The sequence below is a fragment of the Lactobacillus sp. LL6 genome (assembly GCF_007570935.1).
Taxonomy (GTDB): Bacteria; Bacillota; Bacilli; order Lactobacillales; family Lactobacillaceae; genus Lactobacillus.
Map to the genome: position 1 here is coordinate 992,447 of NZ_VLLR01000001.1, position 19,843 is coordinate 1,012,289.

Below are 19,843 nucleotides of genomic sequence, written 5' to 3' on the forward strand. Positions count from 1 at the left end.
AAAAATATTTTGTTTTTTTATAATATTAAAACGATTTAAACCAATAATAATATTTCTTAATTTGTGAATTTTTAGCAAAAAGAAAAAGCTATGCACTGAGCATAACTTTTTCAATTAATAAAATCAATAACAAAATATGATTTTAATAAATTAATCACGTTTTTTATGTTTCTTAACACCGGCAAGACCTATCATGCCCAAACCAAGTGCTAATAAACCTGCTGCTTGCGCAGCTTCGTTTTCATCAGAGCCAGTCTTAGGCAAAGCAGCGTGAGAAGACATAGTCTTTTCAGATTTTACACCAGAATTTATTGAAGTAGCTGAACTTGTTCTACCAAGTGAACCTAAATCTGCAAACTCACCTTTTGTAGCAGTCATAGAATTATAATTATTTGTACTATAGCTACTATTATTACCTAATCGAGATGAATTATTATAGTCAGTTTTTCCATTATGAGATGGTTTGGTAGATGAAGAATCTCTTTCTTTACTACCTAGGGCGTTACCTGGTTTTACAGAAACAAAGAAATGCTTTTTAGTTGTAGTTCCATCTGGATATTTAATTCCAATAATTCCCTCTTGCTTACCAGCCTTATGGACATTTGGCTTCTTAATCCAGTAGACTTCAGTGCCTGCTGGCATGTTATCCATATTTTTAATCAAATCTTCTGGATCAGGCAAATGCCCTTTCTTAACTGTTAAGTGAATAATAATTGGCTTTACATGTTTTACATGAGATAACTTATTTTCGGAAACAGTTTGATTACCAATATTTGAAGTATCTTCACTATTCTTGACATCAATCTTTACATTAACATCTTTAGTAGAACCGTCTTTAAACTTAACTATAATCGTACCATTAGCAGTTCCATCAGCATCCACATTTGGATCAGTCTTCCAAGTATAAGTAGTGCCTGCTGGCATTTGATCCTTGTTCTTGATTCCCTCTGTAGCATTAGGCAATTGACCTGGCTTAGTAGTAATATCTTGTCCAATTGGAGCATATTTATCACTATCATTCTTGCTTGGAACAATTGGTTTGCTTGGAGTAATAGGATTATTATCCGGAAGACTAGGATTACTATTGGAATTAGCATTATCTGAAGTGTTTGAACTAGTATTATCTGTTGGATGAGTAGTATTGTTTGAATTATCAGTATTATTTTGTTTAGCTACATCCAATGTTGCTACAAGTGGCTCACTCTCACCTAAGCCATTTTTAGCAATTAAACTCATATTATAAAGCTTAGCAAGCTGACCTGCTGGAATAGTAATTTTACCAGTTTTGTCATCAATTTGAGCATCCTTTGGCAAATCCTTCATGTTTTGAGGATCAAAACTATATAACAGCTGACCTAAAGGAAGATTAAGTTTTTTACCAGTTTTCTTACTAATTAGAATTGGTGTAAAGGTTGCACTTTGTTCAGTATTAACCATTTGGTTAGCAAATAATATTGAAACAGCATTAAAGTCTATTATATAAGCGACTTGCTCTTCTTTAGAATTAGTGTCTGGAGTTACTGCAACTTCTGCAAAGTTAGTGACAGAAGGCTTATAACCATCAAAGCTATCTAAATCTTTTTCACTAACTTCTTTCCAAACACCATTAGTCTTATTAGTAAGCTCACCATCTTTATCCATAACTATCCATGGAACATAGGTCTTTTTACCAGAAACAGGATCCGTATATGCAGCATTGCCATCCTTATCTTCACGAACAAAGTGAATAGTTTGAATAATGTAATCAACTTTATTATTAAGTGGATTGATTTCTTCAATTGTACGAGTTACATATTTATTAAACTCATCATTTGTCATATTTTGACCAGGTTCATACTTGGTCGGAGTACCCTTATCACCAACAACTACCGTAATAGGAAGAGTCTTGGTTGAGCCATCCTTAAAAGTAACATTTACCTGAATTTGTTTTTCACCAGGCGTCTTAGTTACATCAGGATCATTACTTTTATCATAAGTTACTACAATCACATTCTTAGCATTGGAATCAATTACTTGAACTTTTGGATCAGATGGAAGATTGTCTCCTTCATTTACAGTAATTTGTTTTAAGTTTGATGAATTAAAGTTATCTGCATCACTATTAACAATCGTTACAGGAACTTTTACTTGATGACTAGAACCATCTTTAAAGGTAATGATAATCTGTGGATGTTCTACCTCTCCTACTGTTGAAGTATCAATTCCTGAAGGATCTATAAATTTGACACTTTCAACTACACTATCTGGATCTCCGACTGCATCTTTAGCATTATTTGAATCCGTTGGATTTATAGTGGTTCCATGATGAATAGTTATCGGTTTAACATTCTTAGTATAGTCAAACTTATCGCTATCTGTATAAATATGAACATCAACTGAAACATGTTCTTTCTTAGAGCCATCTGGAAATGTAATAGTTATATCATGCTTAGTAGTTCCAGGAACAGTTGTATTAATTGTAGAAGGATTATCAAACTGAGCATGAGTACCCTTTGGAACATTCTTCAAAGCTGAATCAGCATCCTGATTACTTGGAGTAATATTATCACCCTTATGCACTTCGATTGGTTGTAAATCAGTAACTGGATTGAAGCGTGATGCTTCATCATCTCCCACAGTTACCGGAATAGTAACTTCTATAGTTGAACCATCCTTAAAGGTAATAGTTGCTTGATAGTTATTAGTACCAGATTGATCAGTAGTTACCGTATTCTTAAACTCAGCTTTATCCATAATTGGATTTTCAGGATCAATTTCACTAAGACCATCAATAGCATTGTCTTTATTGACCACATCACCAACTTTAACTTCAAGTCCCTTAATCAATGCATTATTCCTATTAGCATCATTAAACTTTTCAGCCTCAGTAACAATCTTAACCGGAATCATTACCTCAATAGTTGATCCATCGTTAAACTCTAATTTAGCTCTGTAATTTGTAGTAGTATCTTTTTGAGTAGTATCAATATTTTGGATAAAGTTTGCATCCTCTACATTATCACGTTTAGCATCTACTAAACCCTTAGTAAAGGCATCATGCTTATCCACAGTTGAATTATAAATTTCTTCAACAGTTTGAACTTTAGCATCATAATTATTCTTAAAGTCACTAGCTTGACTTGCCTTAATATCCACTGGAATATCAATTGTAGCAACTGATCCATCATCAAATACAACTTGAGCCTGTACTTGGGTTTCTTGAACCTTATCCACTGGAACATCTACTGTAAACTCAGTGGTATTCTGCTTGTCCTTAGCCACAATACCGTATTTAGTTTTTGTATCATCGTCAAAACCTTTAATGGCATCTGTCCTAGGAGCTGGAACACCCATGTGTTCAATAACTGGAATTGACGTAATCTTTTTATTATTCCAATCATCAATAAAGTCAGAAGCTTTATCATAAACTTTAACTGGAATCTTGACTTTCAAACTTGACCCATCTTCAAAACTAACGACTGCATTATATGAAACAGTACCAGTTTCAGAAGTGTCAATTTGAACATCATCACTCCAATTTACACTAGTGATATGATATTGGGGTTGCTCGCTAATACCATCACTAGCTTTAACTTCACTAGCTGCAGTACCCTTCTTAACTCGGATTGTATTAACCAAGGCTTTCTGATCCGTATCATGTTTAAATTGTCCTGACTGATTCAGAGTATAAGTTAAAACAATATTTACATCTTTAGTTGGATTATCACCATTTGGTTCAACAGTAACAGCATCAATTTTACCTGAAGTAATATTAAGGTTCTTGCCATTTTTGGTTGCTTCAACGTTGTAATGGTCAAGCTTAGTTATGTTGACCTCTTTCCAACTAGTTGCAGTTGCATTCACTGGAACCCACTCACCATAAGTTATGTCTGTTGGATCATCATCGTTAATTGTTTTGGTACGTTGGAAGCTAACCGTTTGGTTTGGAATCTGAGCAACTTGGTCATCTGTTACACCATTGATTTGGAATTTACGAGTAATAGTTTCAAACATATCACTGTTCTTGCTAGGATTATTAGGATCAACATCACTTGGTTTAATTGTAGTTAAGTGGTCAACAAGAATTGTAATTGAATCATTATTATTGCTCTTGAATTTGTAACTAGTTGGTAACCCTGAATTCTTATCAAGTTTATAGCTGTCTGGCAAAGTTAACTTAGCTGGATCAATTGGAATAACTTGATCAGTTACTCCTGTCAAATCTTGATGACCAACAACAGTCTTACCATCCTTAACATCAACAAAGTTTAAAGTTACTTTTTGCTCATTAGCTTTATTAGTTACTGTGATTATTTCATTGACTGGATTCCAATTAGTATTAGCTGCTTTTGGTGCTTTAATAGTTTCTGCAGCAATTGTACCCTTATCAGTTACCTGATAGTCATTACCTTGAGCGTCTTTACCAGTTATAGCTATGGTATAGCCATCTTTTGAAACTTTTTTAGTTTCTTTAAATGTTGGATCATCTGTTGTCCAGACACCATAACTTATATTGTCGCTTGTCTTAGTAGTATCAGTGTACTTATCACGAGTAAAGGTTATAGTTTGAACAATTGGTGTGCCACCATCAACCGTAATTGTACGAGTAATAGTCTTAACCATGTTCTTGTAGTCAGGGTCTGTTGGAGTTTTAACAACATCACTACCCTTTTTCACATCAAGAACATTAACCGGAACAGTTATATCAACTGAGTAGCCATCATCATATACAACATGAATAGTACTATTGACTTGACCTGCTTTTGTTATATCTGGTGCAGTAGTCCAAGTCAAAGTCTCAGGATAACCCACGCCTTGACCAAAGTTAGTAATAGCTTCTTTATCAGTAGTAGTATTAGTCAAATCTGGAGTTTCATTAAGTTTAGTAGTTAACTCACCAACTACTGGTGCCCAAATAGAATCAACTTTAGGACTTACTTTCTTCTTAGTACCATCAGGGTAAGTAATAGTAATTTCTGGAGTAGTTGAAGTTTTACCAGGATCTGGAATAACTGGCGTCTTATTAGTCCATTCAACCTTAGTTCCCTTTGGTAACTTATCAGGATCCTTTATACCCTCATGTGGGTCTGGGATTTTAGGAGTCTTTCCTGGATCTACTGGAATATGAATTGGCTGAGTATCAACATTTGTGTCATGAGCTTGATCAGTAATTGCAACTGGAATCTGAACTGTAAGACTTGTTCCGTCTTTGAATGAAACAATAGCTTTAAAGTTTTGAGCTGGATGAACTTCATCAGTTGATGGAAGTGTAGTAAATGTTGCACTAGTTACATTGTAAGCAGCCGAATCTTCAATACCATTAATAGCTTCACTAGCTTGGTGAATAGTTCCCTTACCCCAAGTTAACTGTTTAACCAAGGCATTGTCTGTATTATCATCGTTGAAGTGAGCTGCTTCCCCTTTATCATCAACTAAGACCTTGATTTGAACATCAGTTAAGGTCGAACCATCAGTAAAATGAAGGGTTGCTGCATAGTTTTTACCAGTTTTATCAACTTTAGAAGTATCAATATCACTATTAAACTTAGGTCCATTTACACCATCAGTAGTAATACCATACTTACTAATTTCATCAGCAGTTAAACTCTTAGCAGCATCAGTTGCTGGAACTTGACTACCCATGTTTTCATGAACTGGATTAGTTGCAATAGTTTTAGTAGGATCTACTGAATCCTTATGGTCATCATGATAGTTAACAGCGTCATTAAATACATAGATTGGAATGTTGATTAAACTTTGCGTACCATCATTGAAGACTATTGTTGCAGTATATGACGTCTTTTTACCAGCAGCTTGACTTGAAGTATCAATCTTACTTATATCATTAAAGTTAACACTCTTGATATCATATTGATCTAAATTCTTAATACCAGTTTCAGCATTAATGGTCTTAGCATCAGTACCTTCTTTTACACGAATTACTTGAGCTAGAAGATTTTTCTTAGATGGATCAGTTGAATCATTATTATCATGATCAAATTTAGTCGCATCCCCACTAATAATCTTAACTGGAACCTTAACACTAGTAGTTGTGCCATCGTTAAAGGTTACCGTTACATCATATGAAGTTGGATCAATAGTAACATTAGAAGTATCAACATCTTTATCAAAGCTTGCATTCTTAATATCATAATTCTTCCAAATATTATCACTAAACCCTCCTTTAGCAGTTGATCCTGCTGGAGTTGGAGTGCTTTGCTTAATATCGTCTTCTTGTGTTAATGGATTTTTACTATTATCTTCATCAAACTTAGACTTATCATTCCAAACCTTAACTGGAATTGAAACCTTAACAGTTGACTTATCGCCAAAGGTTACAAGCGCGTCATAATTCTTAGTACCAATTGTCTTAGTATCAATTGAAGTTGGATCAACAAAGGCAACACTAGTAATTGTGTAGTCTTTGTTTTCTTTAATACCAGTTTGGGCATTAATTGTCTTAGGATCAGTGTTTTGTCTTACAAGGATAGTTTTAACTTCAGCATTATTTTTATTATCATCGCTAAACTTACCAGCATCAGTTCTTGCATAAGAAATAGTAATTATAGTATTAGATGGAATACTCTTTTCATCATTTGGATCAAAACTCTTAGAATCTATCTTCTTTGATGAAACATCTATTTTATTACCCTTGTCATCAACAGCAGTAATTGTGTACATACTATCAAACTGTGGTACATCAAATTCTGGCCAAGTCTTAGTATCATCTTTAAAGGTCCACTTACCATAACTTTCAACCTTACCAGTAGTATCATTAATAACTTTATTACGTGCTAAGTGAATTACTTGGTCAGTCTCATCATCCTTACCAGTAACTGGATTCTTAACAATAATCTTACGAGTAACATCCTTAAACATATCACTGTCTTCACCAGATGGAGCAATATGCTCATCATCTGGGTGATAAGTTGTAAGTTGATCAACATAGATTATCTTAGTTTGATTCTTATCAGTACCAAAAGTATAAGTATAATCACCGTTCAAAGTATCGTTCAACTTATAGCCAGTTGGAACAGTAAGTTGATCTTTAGACATTGTAATCTTTTGACCAGTTGTCCCATTAAATGAATCACCTGGAGTATCATCAGTAACTTCAGTAGTCTTATCTTTAGCATTCACATACTTAATATTTACAATATCTGCATTAGCTGAGTGAGTTACAACATAGTTTTCATTTGGAGAATCAACAGTAATATTATCTTCTGCTGGAATAGTTTCATTAGTTAAGGAAACATCTTTACCATTTAACTTAACAATTGAAGCATAACCATCTTTATGAACATTAACTTCTGTGAAATTGCCATTCTTTACCCAATCACTGTAACCAATTATCTTGTTACCATTTTGAGTATCAAGGTATACATCACGAGTGAAAGTTACTGTTTGAGTTGGCTGCTTTTCACCATCGATAGAAACATTACGAGTTACTTCTCTATATAAGTCTTTTGAACCGTTTGGATCTTTTGGAGTATCTTTTGAACCATGGATTGTTTCTAAGACATTAACTGGAATATTGACACTCTTCTTATAACCATCATTATAAGTAATAGTTACATTTATACTTTCTTTGCCGGCTTTATCAGTTGAAGGAGCATCAGATGTCCAAACAACACTCTTAGGCATTCCATCAACGCCACTTGCTTGTAAGTTCTTAATACCAGCATTTGCATCAGTAGCCTTTGCTGCAACATCTTGCTTCAAAGTAATAGTTTGAACTTCAGGAGTAGCCTCAACAGTAATCTTACCAGCAATTTCTTTCCCAACAGTACCATCTGGATAAGTTGCAATAATTGTTACATTTTGTGTACCGGGAGTATTAAAGTCAGCACTCTTACCAAATGCATACTTAGTACCTTCTGGAACTTTAGTCTTATCAGCATCAACTAAATTAGAAGCTTCAATGCTCTTGCCTTGGTCAATTTGAACAGGAGTGGTTTTAATAACGATATTCTTATCATTTTCTGAAGCTTCATCAGTAATTTCTACAGGAATATCGATTACTGAAGTAGTTCCATCCTTAAAAGTAATAGTTGCAGCTTGACTTTCAGCATTATGGGCTGTTTTAGTTGAAACAATTTCATTAAAGATAACCTTATCAATATTGTAATCAAGAATTGTCTTTGCATTATCTGCAGCGCTCTTACCAATACCATCCTTAGCAGTTTCTGAAGCAAGAGCACCATTATTGTAACCTTTACCATAACTTAACTCATGAACTAAAGCATTCTTGTCGTTATTGTCATGGTCAAACTTAGAAGCGTCACCTTTTGCAACAATCTTAACTGGAACTGTAATACCAGTCTTGAGTTCACTACCATCAGCAAATGCAATATCTACATCATATGGTGTAGTTGTATCAGTAACCTTTGAAGTATCAACATTTTCATTGTAGACAACTGAAGTAATATCATACTTATCTTTGTCAAAGCCTTGAATAGCACTGTCGCCTTTATTAACTACAGTACCCTTATTGTAATCAATTTCATGACCTAAAACATTCTTATGATCTTTATCAGGATTGTTATCTTCATTAAATTTAGAAGCGTCATTCCAAATCTTAATAGGAATATTTACATCAGCAGTTGAACCATCACTAAAGGTTACAGTAGCTGCATACGTTGGGACATTACCCACTTGAGTTATTACAGAAGTATCTGGAAGTTGGGTTGAATCTTTCCAAACAACTGGATTCTCATCAGCTAGTTTATAATCAGCTGACTTTTTAATACCATCAGTGGCAATAATTGCAGAAGGGTCGTTAGTCTTAGTTTGGTGAACTAAAATTGTCTGAGTTGCAGCATTATTCTTATTATCATCAACAAACTTGCCTGCATCCGTTCTAGTGTAAGTCAGAATAATATTGACATTATTAAGTTTAGTTAAATCATCACTAACAGTTGGAGTATCTGAAGTAATAATCTTTTTGCCATCTTTATTAACAATAGTTATATCATTACCCTTTGAATCTTTACCACTAGCACTAATCTTATAAAACCCATCAAATATCTTAACTTCATAATCTGGCCATGAAGCAGTTTGACCATTCATCAATTCCCACTTACCGTAAGAAATATCACTTGGATCATCTTCGTTAGTAGTCTTAGTTCTCTGATACTTAACTTCTTGCTTATCACTAACTTCCTTATTAGTTGTTGGATCAGTATAAGTAATGGTACGAGTGATGGTTTCAAACATATCACTGTTTTTTTTACCAGGAGTGTTTGGATCAACATCACTAGGGTTAATCGTAGTTAACTTATCAAGAGTTACAAGTAACTTACCATTTTGAGCTGGAATTGTGTAACTAGCTACTAGACCATTCTTATCAATCTTGTAACCTTCTGGAATAATGAAGTTCTTATCTCCAATCTTAAAACTCTTAAAGTCATCCGCTTTGATAATAGAAACTTTATCATCAGAGTTACCAGTGAAGTTTTGAGTTGGAGTTACAGCAATTTCTTTACCTGACTTCTTATCAATGTAAGAAATATTAACTGTTTCTTTATTAGCTTTGTTAGTTACTGTGACTGTTTCATTGGCTGGATTCCAATCAGTGTTAGCTGCTTTTGGTGCCTTAATAGTTTCTGCAGCAATTGTGCCTTTATCAGTTAACTTATAGTTTTTGTCACTTTCATCTTTACCAGTAACTGAAGTTGAATATCCATCTTTAGAAAGCTTTTCTGTTTCTTTAAAGATTGGATCTTCACTACTCCAAACACCATAACTCACATTATCTTTATTAGTAGTATCAATATATTTATCACGAGTGAAAGTTACTGTTTGGATAATTGGCGTTTTTCCATCAACTATAATAGTACGAGTGATGTTCTTAACCATGTTCTTATAGTCAGGATTAGTTGGGTCTTTACCTTTTTCATCTGTTCCCTTCTTAGTTGACCAAACGTTAATCTTAACTGCTACATTCTTCTTTTGGTAACCATCATTATAAGTAATATCAACAGTTGCATCTTGAATGCCGACTTTATCAGTTGCAGGGATATTAGTCCAAACAACACTCTTCGGCATCCCATCAGTACCCTTAGTATCTAGATTAGTGATTCCAGTTGCAGCATCAGTATCAGTTGCAGGAATACCTTGTTTCAATTGAATAGTTTGAGTAATTGGAGTAGCTTCAACAGTTACCTGACCATCTAGGGAACCAATAGTTCCATCTGGATAAGTTAAACTAATGGATACATTTTGAGTACCTGGTTTAGAAGTATCTGGTCCAAGAGTCCATTTTTCAGTTGTATTATCTGGAAGAGTAGACTTAGTAGCATCAATAATTAAACTTGGATCAATTGAGCTTCCTTGATCAACTTGAACTGGCTTATCCTTAGCAACTGGTGCACTAGTTGTAGCTTGATCAGTAACCATTACTGGAATCTTAACAATAGCAGTTGATCCATCGTTAAAACTTACACGGGCATCATAATCTGTATCTTTACCAACATGTTCTTGGTCAGTCAAAACGGTCTGATTGAATGTTGCACCAGTAATTCCTAAGCTTTCTGGAGTTTCATCCTTTGTTCCAATACCTTTAAGAGCATCAGTTGCTGGAATTGTGGCACCTTTACCATAGCTTAATTCATGAGTTAGTGAATTTTTATCAGTATTCTTATCATTAAAGTTATCAGCTTGAGACTTATTAACTGTGATAGATACGGGAATATCTAAAACAGTGCCATCTTTAAAGCTAATTTCAGCCATACCAGTTTGCTTACCAAGTTTTGCAATATCTGGCCGAGTCTTCCAAGTTATTTTATCAACTTCAGCATTGTGTTCCTTAGTCAAATCAGAACTGTCAACATAGCTTATGGCATCCTTTAAAGTGCTATCAACATTATGTGTAGCTTCCAAGTTATTATTATCTTTGTTAGCTTCAGCAGCCTTGGCACCATAAACATTAGCATATACATTAGCCCAATTGGTATCATTATCTGCACTTGGAGCAGGAATACCAATTACACTTGCAGCATTTGAATTCCAATGAAGGATTACACGATATTTACTGTTCTTAGTTGTATCTTTTTCATCGTCACTAGTTGAAGAAGTAGTAGCAGTGCCATCTTGACTAAATTTACTGCTATCAGTATTTAAAGTATGGTCATCTGCCCATTTAGTTGAAAAGGCATCAGCACTGATTGTATTTCCAGTTCCATCAATGTATTGTGTACCATCAGTAGATAAAGTATACTTTTTAACTTGTTTACCTGTTTCATCAAATAAATCAATTTCACTAACTTTAGGAGCCGCCGGAATATTAGAACCGGTTGTCTTATGATAATCAGGAGTTGCCACGATAATGGAAGCTGAAGTATCATCGCTATAAACTTTAGTAGTACTATCAGGAAGTGTCTTAGTAAGAGTTACAGTAACTGGAACATTAACCGTCTTGCCATTAATTGTAACATCAACACTTAACTTTTGAGGAGTTGAAATATGAGGATTTGGAGCTGTATGCCATTCATATTTAGTGTCCTCCAAAGGCAGCTCATTAGCATCATGAATTGCATCCCTTGCAGAATATGGATCTGTAAGGTTGCCCACACCCTTAACTTCATAAGCCAAAAAGTGAACATAATCTTTAGTTCCATCATTATAAGTTACTTGAACTGTAATGTCTTTAGTAGTAGTATCAGTTAAACTGCTTGCTGGAATAGTGATTATTCCAGCATTATTAACTGTTGCATCACCATTGATAACTTTATAAGTTACTCCATCAGTTGGCTTAGCACTTTTATCCCAAGTAGGAAGAGCACTTATAATATCTTTTTGATCAGCACTTACAACACTATCGTAAGCTGGCTGATAATTAGCATCTTCACCATCAGAAATTTTCACTCCAGCTTTAACAGGCAGATCTAAATAAGTACCATCTTTAAAGTTAATTCGAACAGTAATATCACGAATTCCAGTCTGATAAGTATTGATTTCATCTGGTTCTACAACTTCATAGCTAGCTACTGCATTATTAGCATGGTCTTTACCATAGCTATCAAGGGCTTGATGATTAATTAAACTAGCCACTTTGTCAGATGGAAGGAATTTGGCAAGTTCTCCGGTTGCATAATCATTCTTAGGAATTGTAATTGGAGTTAAAGGGTTAGCAACTGTGGCATCAATGAGCTTAACTTCTTGAGTAATAGTTGTACTCTTCCCATTATCAATTGCACCATCTTTAACTGCTTCTGAACCCATTCCAAACTTAACAGTTACTCTTCCGTTTGTTGAAGCTTGAGTAGTATCTGGTAAAGTTTCATAACTAATATTAGCACCTAACTTAGTCGTACCGTTGACGAAGTCACCAGTATTTGCATCATAAGTATATTGAACTGGTGCTGATAACTTACTTGCATCCTTGCTATCTTGAGTATAAACATCAACTTCACCAACAGCCTTCTTTGCATCATTACTATCAAAACTCATTGAGTTATCAGTAGTTTTATGAGCTTCAAAAACATCACTTGGTTTAACCACAACTGCACCAGTAATCGTACCATCTGGATTAGTGTTACCCCAGATAACCTGACTCTTGCCATCTGTTATATTAACAATAGCTGAGATATTATCTGCCGACTTATCACTATAAGTTACAGTAACTGGAATTGTGTAAATACCAATATTATCAGTAGTAGTTGGTTTAAGTGTAATAGAACCATCAGAATTTAATGTAATAAAATCAGGAGCACTTACATTTTTAGTAAGTGAGAAAGTAATATCTTTTGGAGCAGTTGATGAAGATTTATAATCATATCCACCATCAAGATTTGGTACTTGACTCATAAATGTAGGTGCAGCTACTGTTGCAGTATCACCTTGTTTAACAGTAGTAGTTTGATATTTTGGTTGATATTCTGTATTTTGTTTTTTCTTTAAAACAGTAACTGGAACCAAAGCAACATCGGCATTACCATCCGCATAAGTTACTGTAATTGGAATATTATAAGTTTGACTTTCTTTAGTTGAATCAGATAACTTTAATCCACTGTTAAACTTCGTTGGGTCATATCCTGTTGTACCATCTGGATTATTGATATTTTTGATAAAATCTTCATATGCATTATACAAAACTGTATCTTGATAAATTTGATCATCACTTTTACCACTTGTAGACTTTAGAGCATCAATTTTAGTTTGATCAATATTACCATTACTATCCAAACAATCTTTTAGTGAAGTATGACTCCAATCAATCCCCCAATTAGCTCTAGTAACTATCTTATTGAGATTATCTTTAATTTGCTTATAATTAGCATCCATTACACCAATGACAATTTTATTATTACTAAAATCGCCTATTGTTAATTTCTTACCTTCAGTATATGTTTGAGGTGCAACGATAGGATCATATTGGTCATTTTCATTAATATGAATTGAATGATCACTTGCTGTCTTGGTATCAGCTAAATCAGTTCCATAACTAATACGACGAGCTTTCCACCAATTAAAGTTATTCAAAAAGTTTTGTAATTGAACTAAATTGGATTTATTTCCAGTAATTTCTCCTTTATTATTTTGATTACCATTATATTGAGTCAGTTCAAGTTTACCTTTGGCATCTTTAACAGGTAAAATAGCAATCCCATTAGAATTACCAAATGAAATTCCTTGAATAGCTTCATTTTCAACAAAACCATCAGGAGACAATCGACTTGTATTAGCAGGAACATAATTATAGGAAGTATTACCACCACCATTTTGTGAAACAACTTCTTCTATATTCCAAGCATTGCTTGGTGTATTTGTAGTATTTCCCTTATCCCATTGAGCAAGAGGAGCGCGACCATACATTAATGCTACATTTTGAATATTCTTCCACCACTGAGTAATATCAATACTCCATTTACCGGGAAGTGCTTTACCTTCAAGGTTAAGCATTGTACCAAATTGAGTACCAGTTCTTTGCAAGTTAATATATTTAGGTGCAATATATTTACTATCTTTTTCAGTACCAAATTGAACAGTATCATTTGAATTAGTACCAAACATCGAAATCATTGCAGCATGGTGAATTGTATTCTTATAGTCATTATCAAGATAAGAACTATACTTCCAATTAAATCCGCCTAATCCTTTTGATGAGGAGGCATCTTGCAAATCTAGACTTGCTCCACCATCAACGATTAAGCTATAGTTTCTTGCAGCACCAGCTAGAAAATCAGTTGGACTAGCACCTTTACGACCATCTCCTCCGCTACCAAAGGAAATCATTGGAGTAATGATATTCTCATCATGATTATCTCTTACTACCTTAAGACTAGCACCTTTAGCCAAATGAAGAGCACCATCTGAGTTAAATGCAACTGTAATTGGAGCTCTGTGGAAAAAGTCTGGATTTTTTGCAAACAAACTCATTTGGTTTATAATTTGTGGCCATTTAGTTGGATCTTCCCAGCTTTGAGCAATATTCATCCGATTTGCATGATTATTATCTTGCATAGTGTGAATATTAATATCCGTATTTTCGCCAACATCGATATCATCAGCAGTAATAGCACTTGAATGGCCCTTTGCCATATCCATGTTTATTTTATTATTTTGACCGACTACAAGTTTTGCAGCAACATCCATCATATCAGAACTTGCAAAGATACCACGCACATCAGTACGATTTAAAGTATTAAAGTCCTCAATTCCAGAGATAGCATCCCCAGTATTAAAATTAATGGTATTGCCATTACCAATAGTTATACCTTTAGAAGCAGTAATTCCATTATTATCAAAATTTTGCATACTGCTATTATAAAGATCAACTAGATTAATAATATTATCATTACCAATGCTTATTGTTGGTGCTATTAAATCCTGACCAGTAGCACGAATATTTAGTTTAGTATTATTACCAATAGTAATATCTGTAGTAGCTTTCAAAGCAGTATTTGGTGCAGTTAAGGTTAAACTTGCTCCATCGGCAATATTAATATGTTCAACATCTACAGCACTTCCTGCATAATTATCAGAAATATTATTTGTACCCTTAAAAACAATCGTTTCTTGATTTTTACCAGCTACACTAACCGAAGCAAGAGAAGTTCCTTTATTTGCAAGAGGTCCTGTTATATCGGCAGTTACATTATCATATGTAATGGAGTTATCCCATCTACTAAGAGTGTTATTTTCGGTTTGATAAAAATAAAAAGGAGCATGTCCACCATTAGCTGAACTATTTTGCTTAAGTGTTAAATCCTTTAAAGTAATATTCCAGCCTTGCTTACTCTCATTACCTGATTTATCCCATAAAGAAATAAACCAGTTTCCCATATTAATAGAGTGATCATTACCAGCAATTGTTAAGTCACGAGCAGAATCAGGATAAGGGTTGCCTCCTATTCCTATTAGACCATTATCAGCTGTAGCAAGCTCATATTTTCCTAAACCCGTGTGATTCCATCCACCGCTAATACCACCAGTGTATAGTCCTCCGTTAATATCAGCATCTTCGCCAGTAACTCTGAGACCTAATGGACCTGTTTGTTCTTTTAATCCAGTAAAATCAATGTCAGCAGTTAAGTTCATGGTTTTAACTTTACTATCAACAATCGCTTTACTAAATTGACCAAATGTAGCAATATTAGCTACTCCATTTTCATCAACAGTATAGTCACTATTCAAATTATCATTAGTAGCTAATACTTGATTAGACAGAGCTAATTGATCGGCTTTATTTAATAAATCAAATTTTTTCTTAGCATCATTTAAAGCTGCAACTTGATCTTCTTTATTCATTGTAGAAAGTTGTTTTTCAAGATTATCCATGTAATTTTGATAATCTTTTAAGCTTTCTGTAGTTACAGTAGTATTTTTAGCAGTAATATCTGTTGGAAGCTTAGCACCCTTAGTATCCTTATTTATAGTTTGAGTAGGTGCTGATGTTTGAACTGAATTTTCTACAGCTTTAGCACTTTCACTAGCAACAGCATTAGTATTGCCCTTTTGAACAGAGACAGCACTTCCATTAGCTTTTGTATCTGATTGTAAAGTTTGATTAGTTACAGCTTTGGAAGTTTGCTTATTAACTTCAGCCTTAGTTTGTTTAGAAGATTTGATTATAGAAGTCTTAGTTTGATCTTTAGCATTATCATTTGCCTTTTCAACCGGTGCTTTAACTTGGGCAGCTTGACTAGCAGCTTTAGAATTTACTTCATCTTTATTATAATCTTTAGTTTTTGAATCCTCTGTATTTTTTTGAGTTGAAACTGAATTATTAAAATCCTTTGGATTTAACGTTGTAGTTACTACAACCTTATCTGGTATTTTTGTTACTTTTGATTCAGTCTTATCAGCAGCATTAGCATCATTTCCATTATCAGAGTTCGAATCTTGAGCCTCAACAATTTCACCATTACTCATTCCAATAAAAACAGAACCAATAAGAACCGAAGCTGCACCAATAGAAAACTTTCTAATGGAGAAACGGTCCTTTTTTGGTTCCATCTTACGTAAGCGTTCTTTATAATTGTTTTTTGATAACATATCTTAACACTTTCTTGAAACTTCCTTATTTTTTCACAATTGATATACACTTATATAGTATCACAATAAATACGAGTTATTTTAATATATTCAAGATATAATTTACATTTTCGTTATAATATAGTTTAATCAGGTACTTTATTTTAATATTACAAGCCTAAACTCAAATGAAATTAAATTAATAAAACAAACTCAATGAAATACAAAAAGTGCTGAACAATAATTCAGCACTTTTTAAACTATTCAAATTATTACTTATTTTCAATATTTTTCGCCATTTGCATCCCTGCTTGACGACCAAAAATTACAGTTTCAGCAATTGAATTACCACCAATACGGTTATTGCCATGAAGTCCTCCTGAAACTTCTCCAGCAGCATATAATCCCTTGATAATATTTCCATTACTATCTAAAACTTCTGTTTCAGGAGTTACATGAATTCCCCCCATTGTATAGTGGATTGCTGGATGAACATGAATTGCATAATATGGGGCGTGATTAAGCTCCCGTTCCATTCCTGTAGTTCTGCCAAAAAGTTTATCATCCTTGTTTTCTACATCTTGATTCCACTTTGCAACAGTTTCTTCTAAGTTTTTAGCATTCACACCAATTTTTTCTGCAAGTAGAGCTAAACTTTCACCACTTTCAACAAGACCAACATGATCATAAAATTCAATTGCCTTGAAGTGATCGCGCACATCTTGGTCAAAAACAAGGTAAGCACCATCTTCATTAAGATTAGTGATTGCATTAGAAACAATTTTACGTGTTGTTAGTTCATTAACGAATCTCTTACCTTCTTTATTAACTAAAATTGCTCCTTCACCACGAACACCTTCACCAATCAAATAAGTATGATCAGTATCAGTTTGAGCAGTTGGGTGAACTTGAACAAAATTCATTTGCATAAGTTGTGCATCTACATCTTCTGCAAGCTTAAGTCCATCTCCAGTTGCACCAGGCTGATTAGTTGTTTTATAATCAACCAAATCTGGACGATACTTCTTCATTAATTCTTTTGAAGCACCAAATCCTCCGCTTGCTAAAAGAACAGCTTTTGCACGAATAGTTTTTTCGCCATCTTTAGTTTCAACAACGACTCCATCTACACTTTTATCATCTTTTTGCAAAAGCTTAGTTACTTTAACATTATTAAAAACATCAATGCTTTCTTTTTCAATTTGCTTAAGAAGTCCGCTAACTAAATATCCTCCCACAGGAGCCATTGAAGCTGGACGATGGGCACGCTTTTTACTCATCCCACCTGTAATTGTTAAATCGGTTAAATCAATACCATGTTCCATCAGCCAAGAAATAGCAATGGCAGAATGATCAACAAAGTATCTGAGCATTTCGCGATCATTAAGAAGACCGCCACCCTTTAAAGTTTCTTTATAAAAATCTTCTTTATTATCAATGATACCTTCATTAAGCTGAACTAAACTTTCAGATGCATTCATGCCACTTGAAGCGCGATTAGTATTTCCACCCAAATTTTCATTTTTTTCTAATACAGCCACTTTTAAACCAAGTTCATGAGCTTGAAGTGCAGCTGTTAAGCCAGTTCCCCCTGCGCCAACAATAACTGCATCATAAGTTGGCTTTAGCTGGTTAAGATTTTTGGGGTTAAAAATAAATTTTGCCATCTTTTCCTACTTACTTTCTTCAGGTTTATCTTTATCTACATTGGTCATCTTCATATAATCCATCCATTCATCATATTGCTCTGGCGTTACTTTGCCGCTAGCAAGAGCAGCTTCACGTAAAGTAGTACCTTCTTTATCAGCTTTTTGTGCAATTTTTGCTGCATCATGATAACCAATATGTGGTGAAAGTGCAGTTACAGTCATTAATGAATTATCAAGAAGATCATCCATTCTTTCTTCATTAATAGTTAAACCATGAATCATCTTATCTGCAAAACCACGAATAGTACCAGTTAAAATATCGCATGAATCAAGGAAACTAGCAATCATTACAGTTTTGAAAACATTCATTTCAAAATTACCTTGACTAGCCGCAAATGTAATTGTTGTATCATTTCCAAATACTTTTGCTGCTGCCATAGTAACAGCTTCTGCTTGAGTAGGATTTACCTTACCAGGCATAATACTTGAACCCGGTTCATTGGCTGGAATGTTAAGCTCACCATATCCAGCTCTTGGACCACTTGCCAAAAGTCGAATATCTTGAGCAATCTTAAACATATCAGCGGCTAATGTCTTAAGAGCACCATGAACAACGTCAAGACCAGAATGATGTGCTAGCCCCCAGAACTTATTAGTATTAACTTCAAAGTCATGTCCATAAACTTCAGATAATTTACCGGCAATCTTTTCAGTCATACCAGGAGCAGCATTGAGACCAGTTCCTACAGCAGTACCACCAATTGCCAATTCATAAAGAGTTGGCTTTAGCTCCTTAATATAGGAAAGATCATGCTTAAGAGCTGAAATATAACCTGATAATTCTTGTCCAAATGTTAAAGGAGTCGCATCTTGAAGGTGGGTACGGCCAACCTTTACAGTCTTCCAATATTTCTTTTCTTTTACTACTAATTCATCGATTAAGTGCTGAATTGCTGGTTCAAGCTTATCAAGAGCTTCGATAGCCACAATATTCATTACAGTTGGATAAGTGTCATTTGAAGATTGACCTCGGTTTACATCATCATTAGGTAAAATGTCTAATCCTGGATAAAGCTTATTAGCAAGATTTGCTACAACTTCATTAACATTCATATTACTTTGAGTACCTGAACCTGTTTGAAGAACATGAAGAGGAAAATCTTTGCGTAATTCTTCATCACTAAGGGATAAAAGATGGTCAATTGCATCTTCAATTGCCTTACCTTTTTCCTTAGGTTCATCTCCTACTTCAACATTACTTTCTGCGGCTGCTTTCTTAAGATGCAAAAATGCACGGATAATAGCAAGTGGCATTAACTCACCGCTTGGGAAGTTATTACGGCTACGTTCAGTCTGCGGACCCCACAAAGCTTCCTTAGGAATCTTAACAGGACCAATGGTATCTGATTCAATACGATATTCTTCAGTCATGCGAAATATCTCCTTTACAATATGCTTCTTTTATTTTATGTGATAACCTACCTTGTTTTCAACTTTTATCATACATGTAAGAGCTTTCTTTTTCAATAATTTTAAAAATCTTTCTCTATTTTTAAGTATTTTAAATATTAATTATTTCATGTTTACAAATAAATTTAAGATTTGTATATTGCAAAAACGCTTACTACCGATACTTGACTTACTTCTAACTTTAAATATGCCAGTTATTTTTATATATTATTTTATATATTTTTGCTTTTTTTGAATTTTATTGAAATTATTTATTGTTCTGTATAGAA

At 34.1% G+C, this 19,843-nt stretch carries 3 protein-coding genes; all 3 read right to left on the minus strand.

Features of this window, described 5'->3' with window-relative positions; all coding sequences use genetic code 11:
* Positions 1-150 precede the first annotated feature (150 nt).
* The 3 genes from FOD82_RS04995 to FOD82_RS05005 all read right to left on the minus strand — a co-directional run bounded on the left by FOD82_RS04995 (position 151) and on the right by FOD82_RS05005 (position 19,535).
* Positions 151-16,476: a Rib/alpha-like domain-containing protein gene (locus FOD82_RS04995; protein ID WP_144355380.1), complete on the minus strand. Its 16,326-nt coding sequence runs from the start codon at positions 16,474-16,476 to the stop codon at positions 151-153.
* A gap of 251 nt (positions 16,477-16,727) precedes the next feature.
* Positions 16,728-18,122 carry a flavocytochrome c gene (locus FOD82_RS05000; RefSeq protein ID WP_144355381.1) on the minus strand — a complete coding sequence of 465 codons (1,395 nt, stop codon included), beginning with the start codon at positions 18,120-18,122 and terminating at the stop codon, positions 16,728-16,730.
* A gap of 6 nt (positions 18,123-18,128) precedes the next feature.
* Positions 18,129-19,535: a class II fumarate hydratase gene (locus FOD82_RS05005; protein WP_144355382.1), complete on the minus strand. Its 1,407-nt coding sequence runs from the start codon at positions 19,533-19,535 to the stop codon at positions 18,129-18,131.
* Between the last annotated feature and the right edge of the window lie 308 nt (positions 19,536-19,843).

Coding starts and splice junctions, on each gene's coding strand:
- FOD82_RS05000 (WP_144355381.1), bottom strand. CDS start 18,122: ATGGCAAAATTTATTTTTAACCCCAAAAATCTTAACCAGCTAAAGCCA.
- FOD82_RS05005 (WP_144355382.1), bottom strand. CDS start 19,535: ATGACTGAAGAATATCGTATTGAATCAGATACCATTGGTCCTGTTAAG.
- FOD82_RS04995 (WP_144355380.1), bottom strand. CDS start 16,476: ATGTTATCAAAAAACAATTATAAAGAACGCTTACGTAAGATGGAACCA.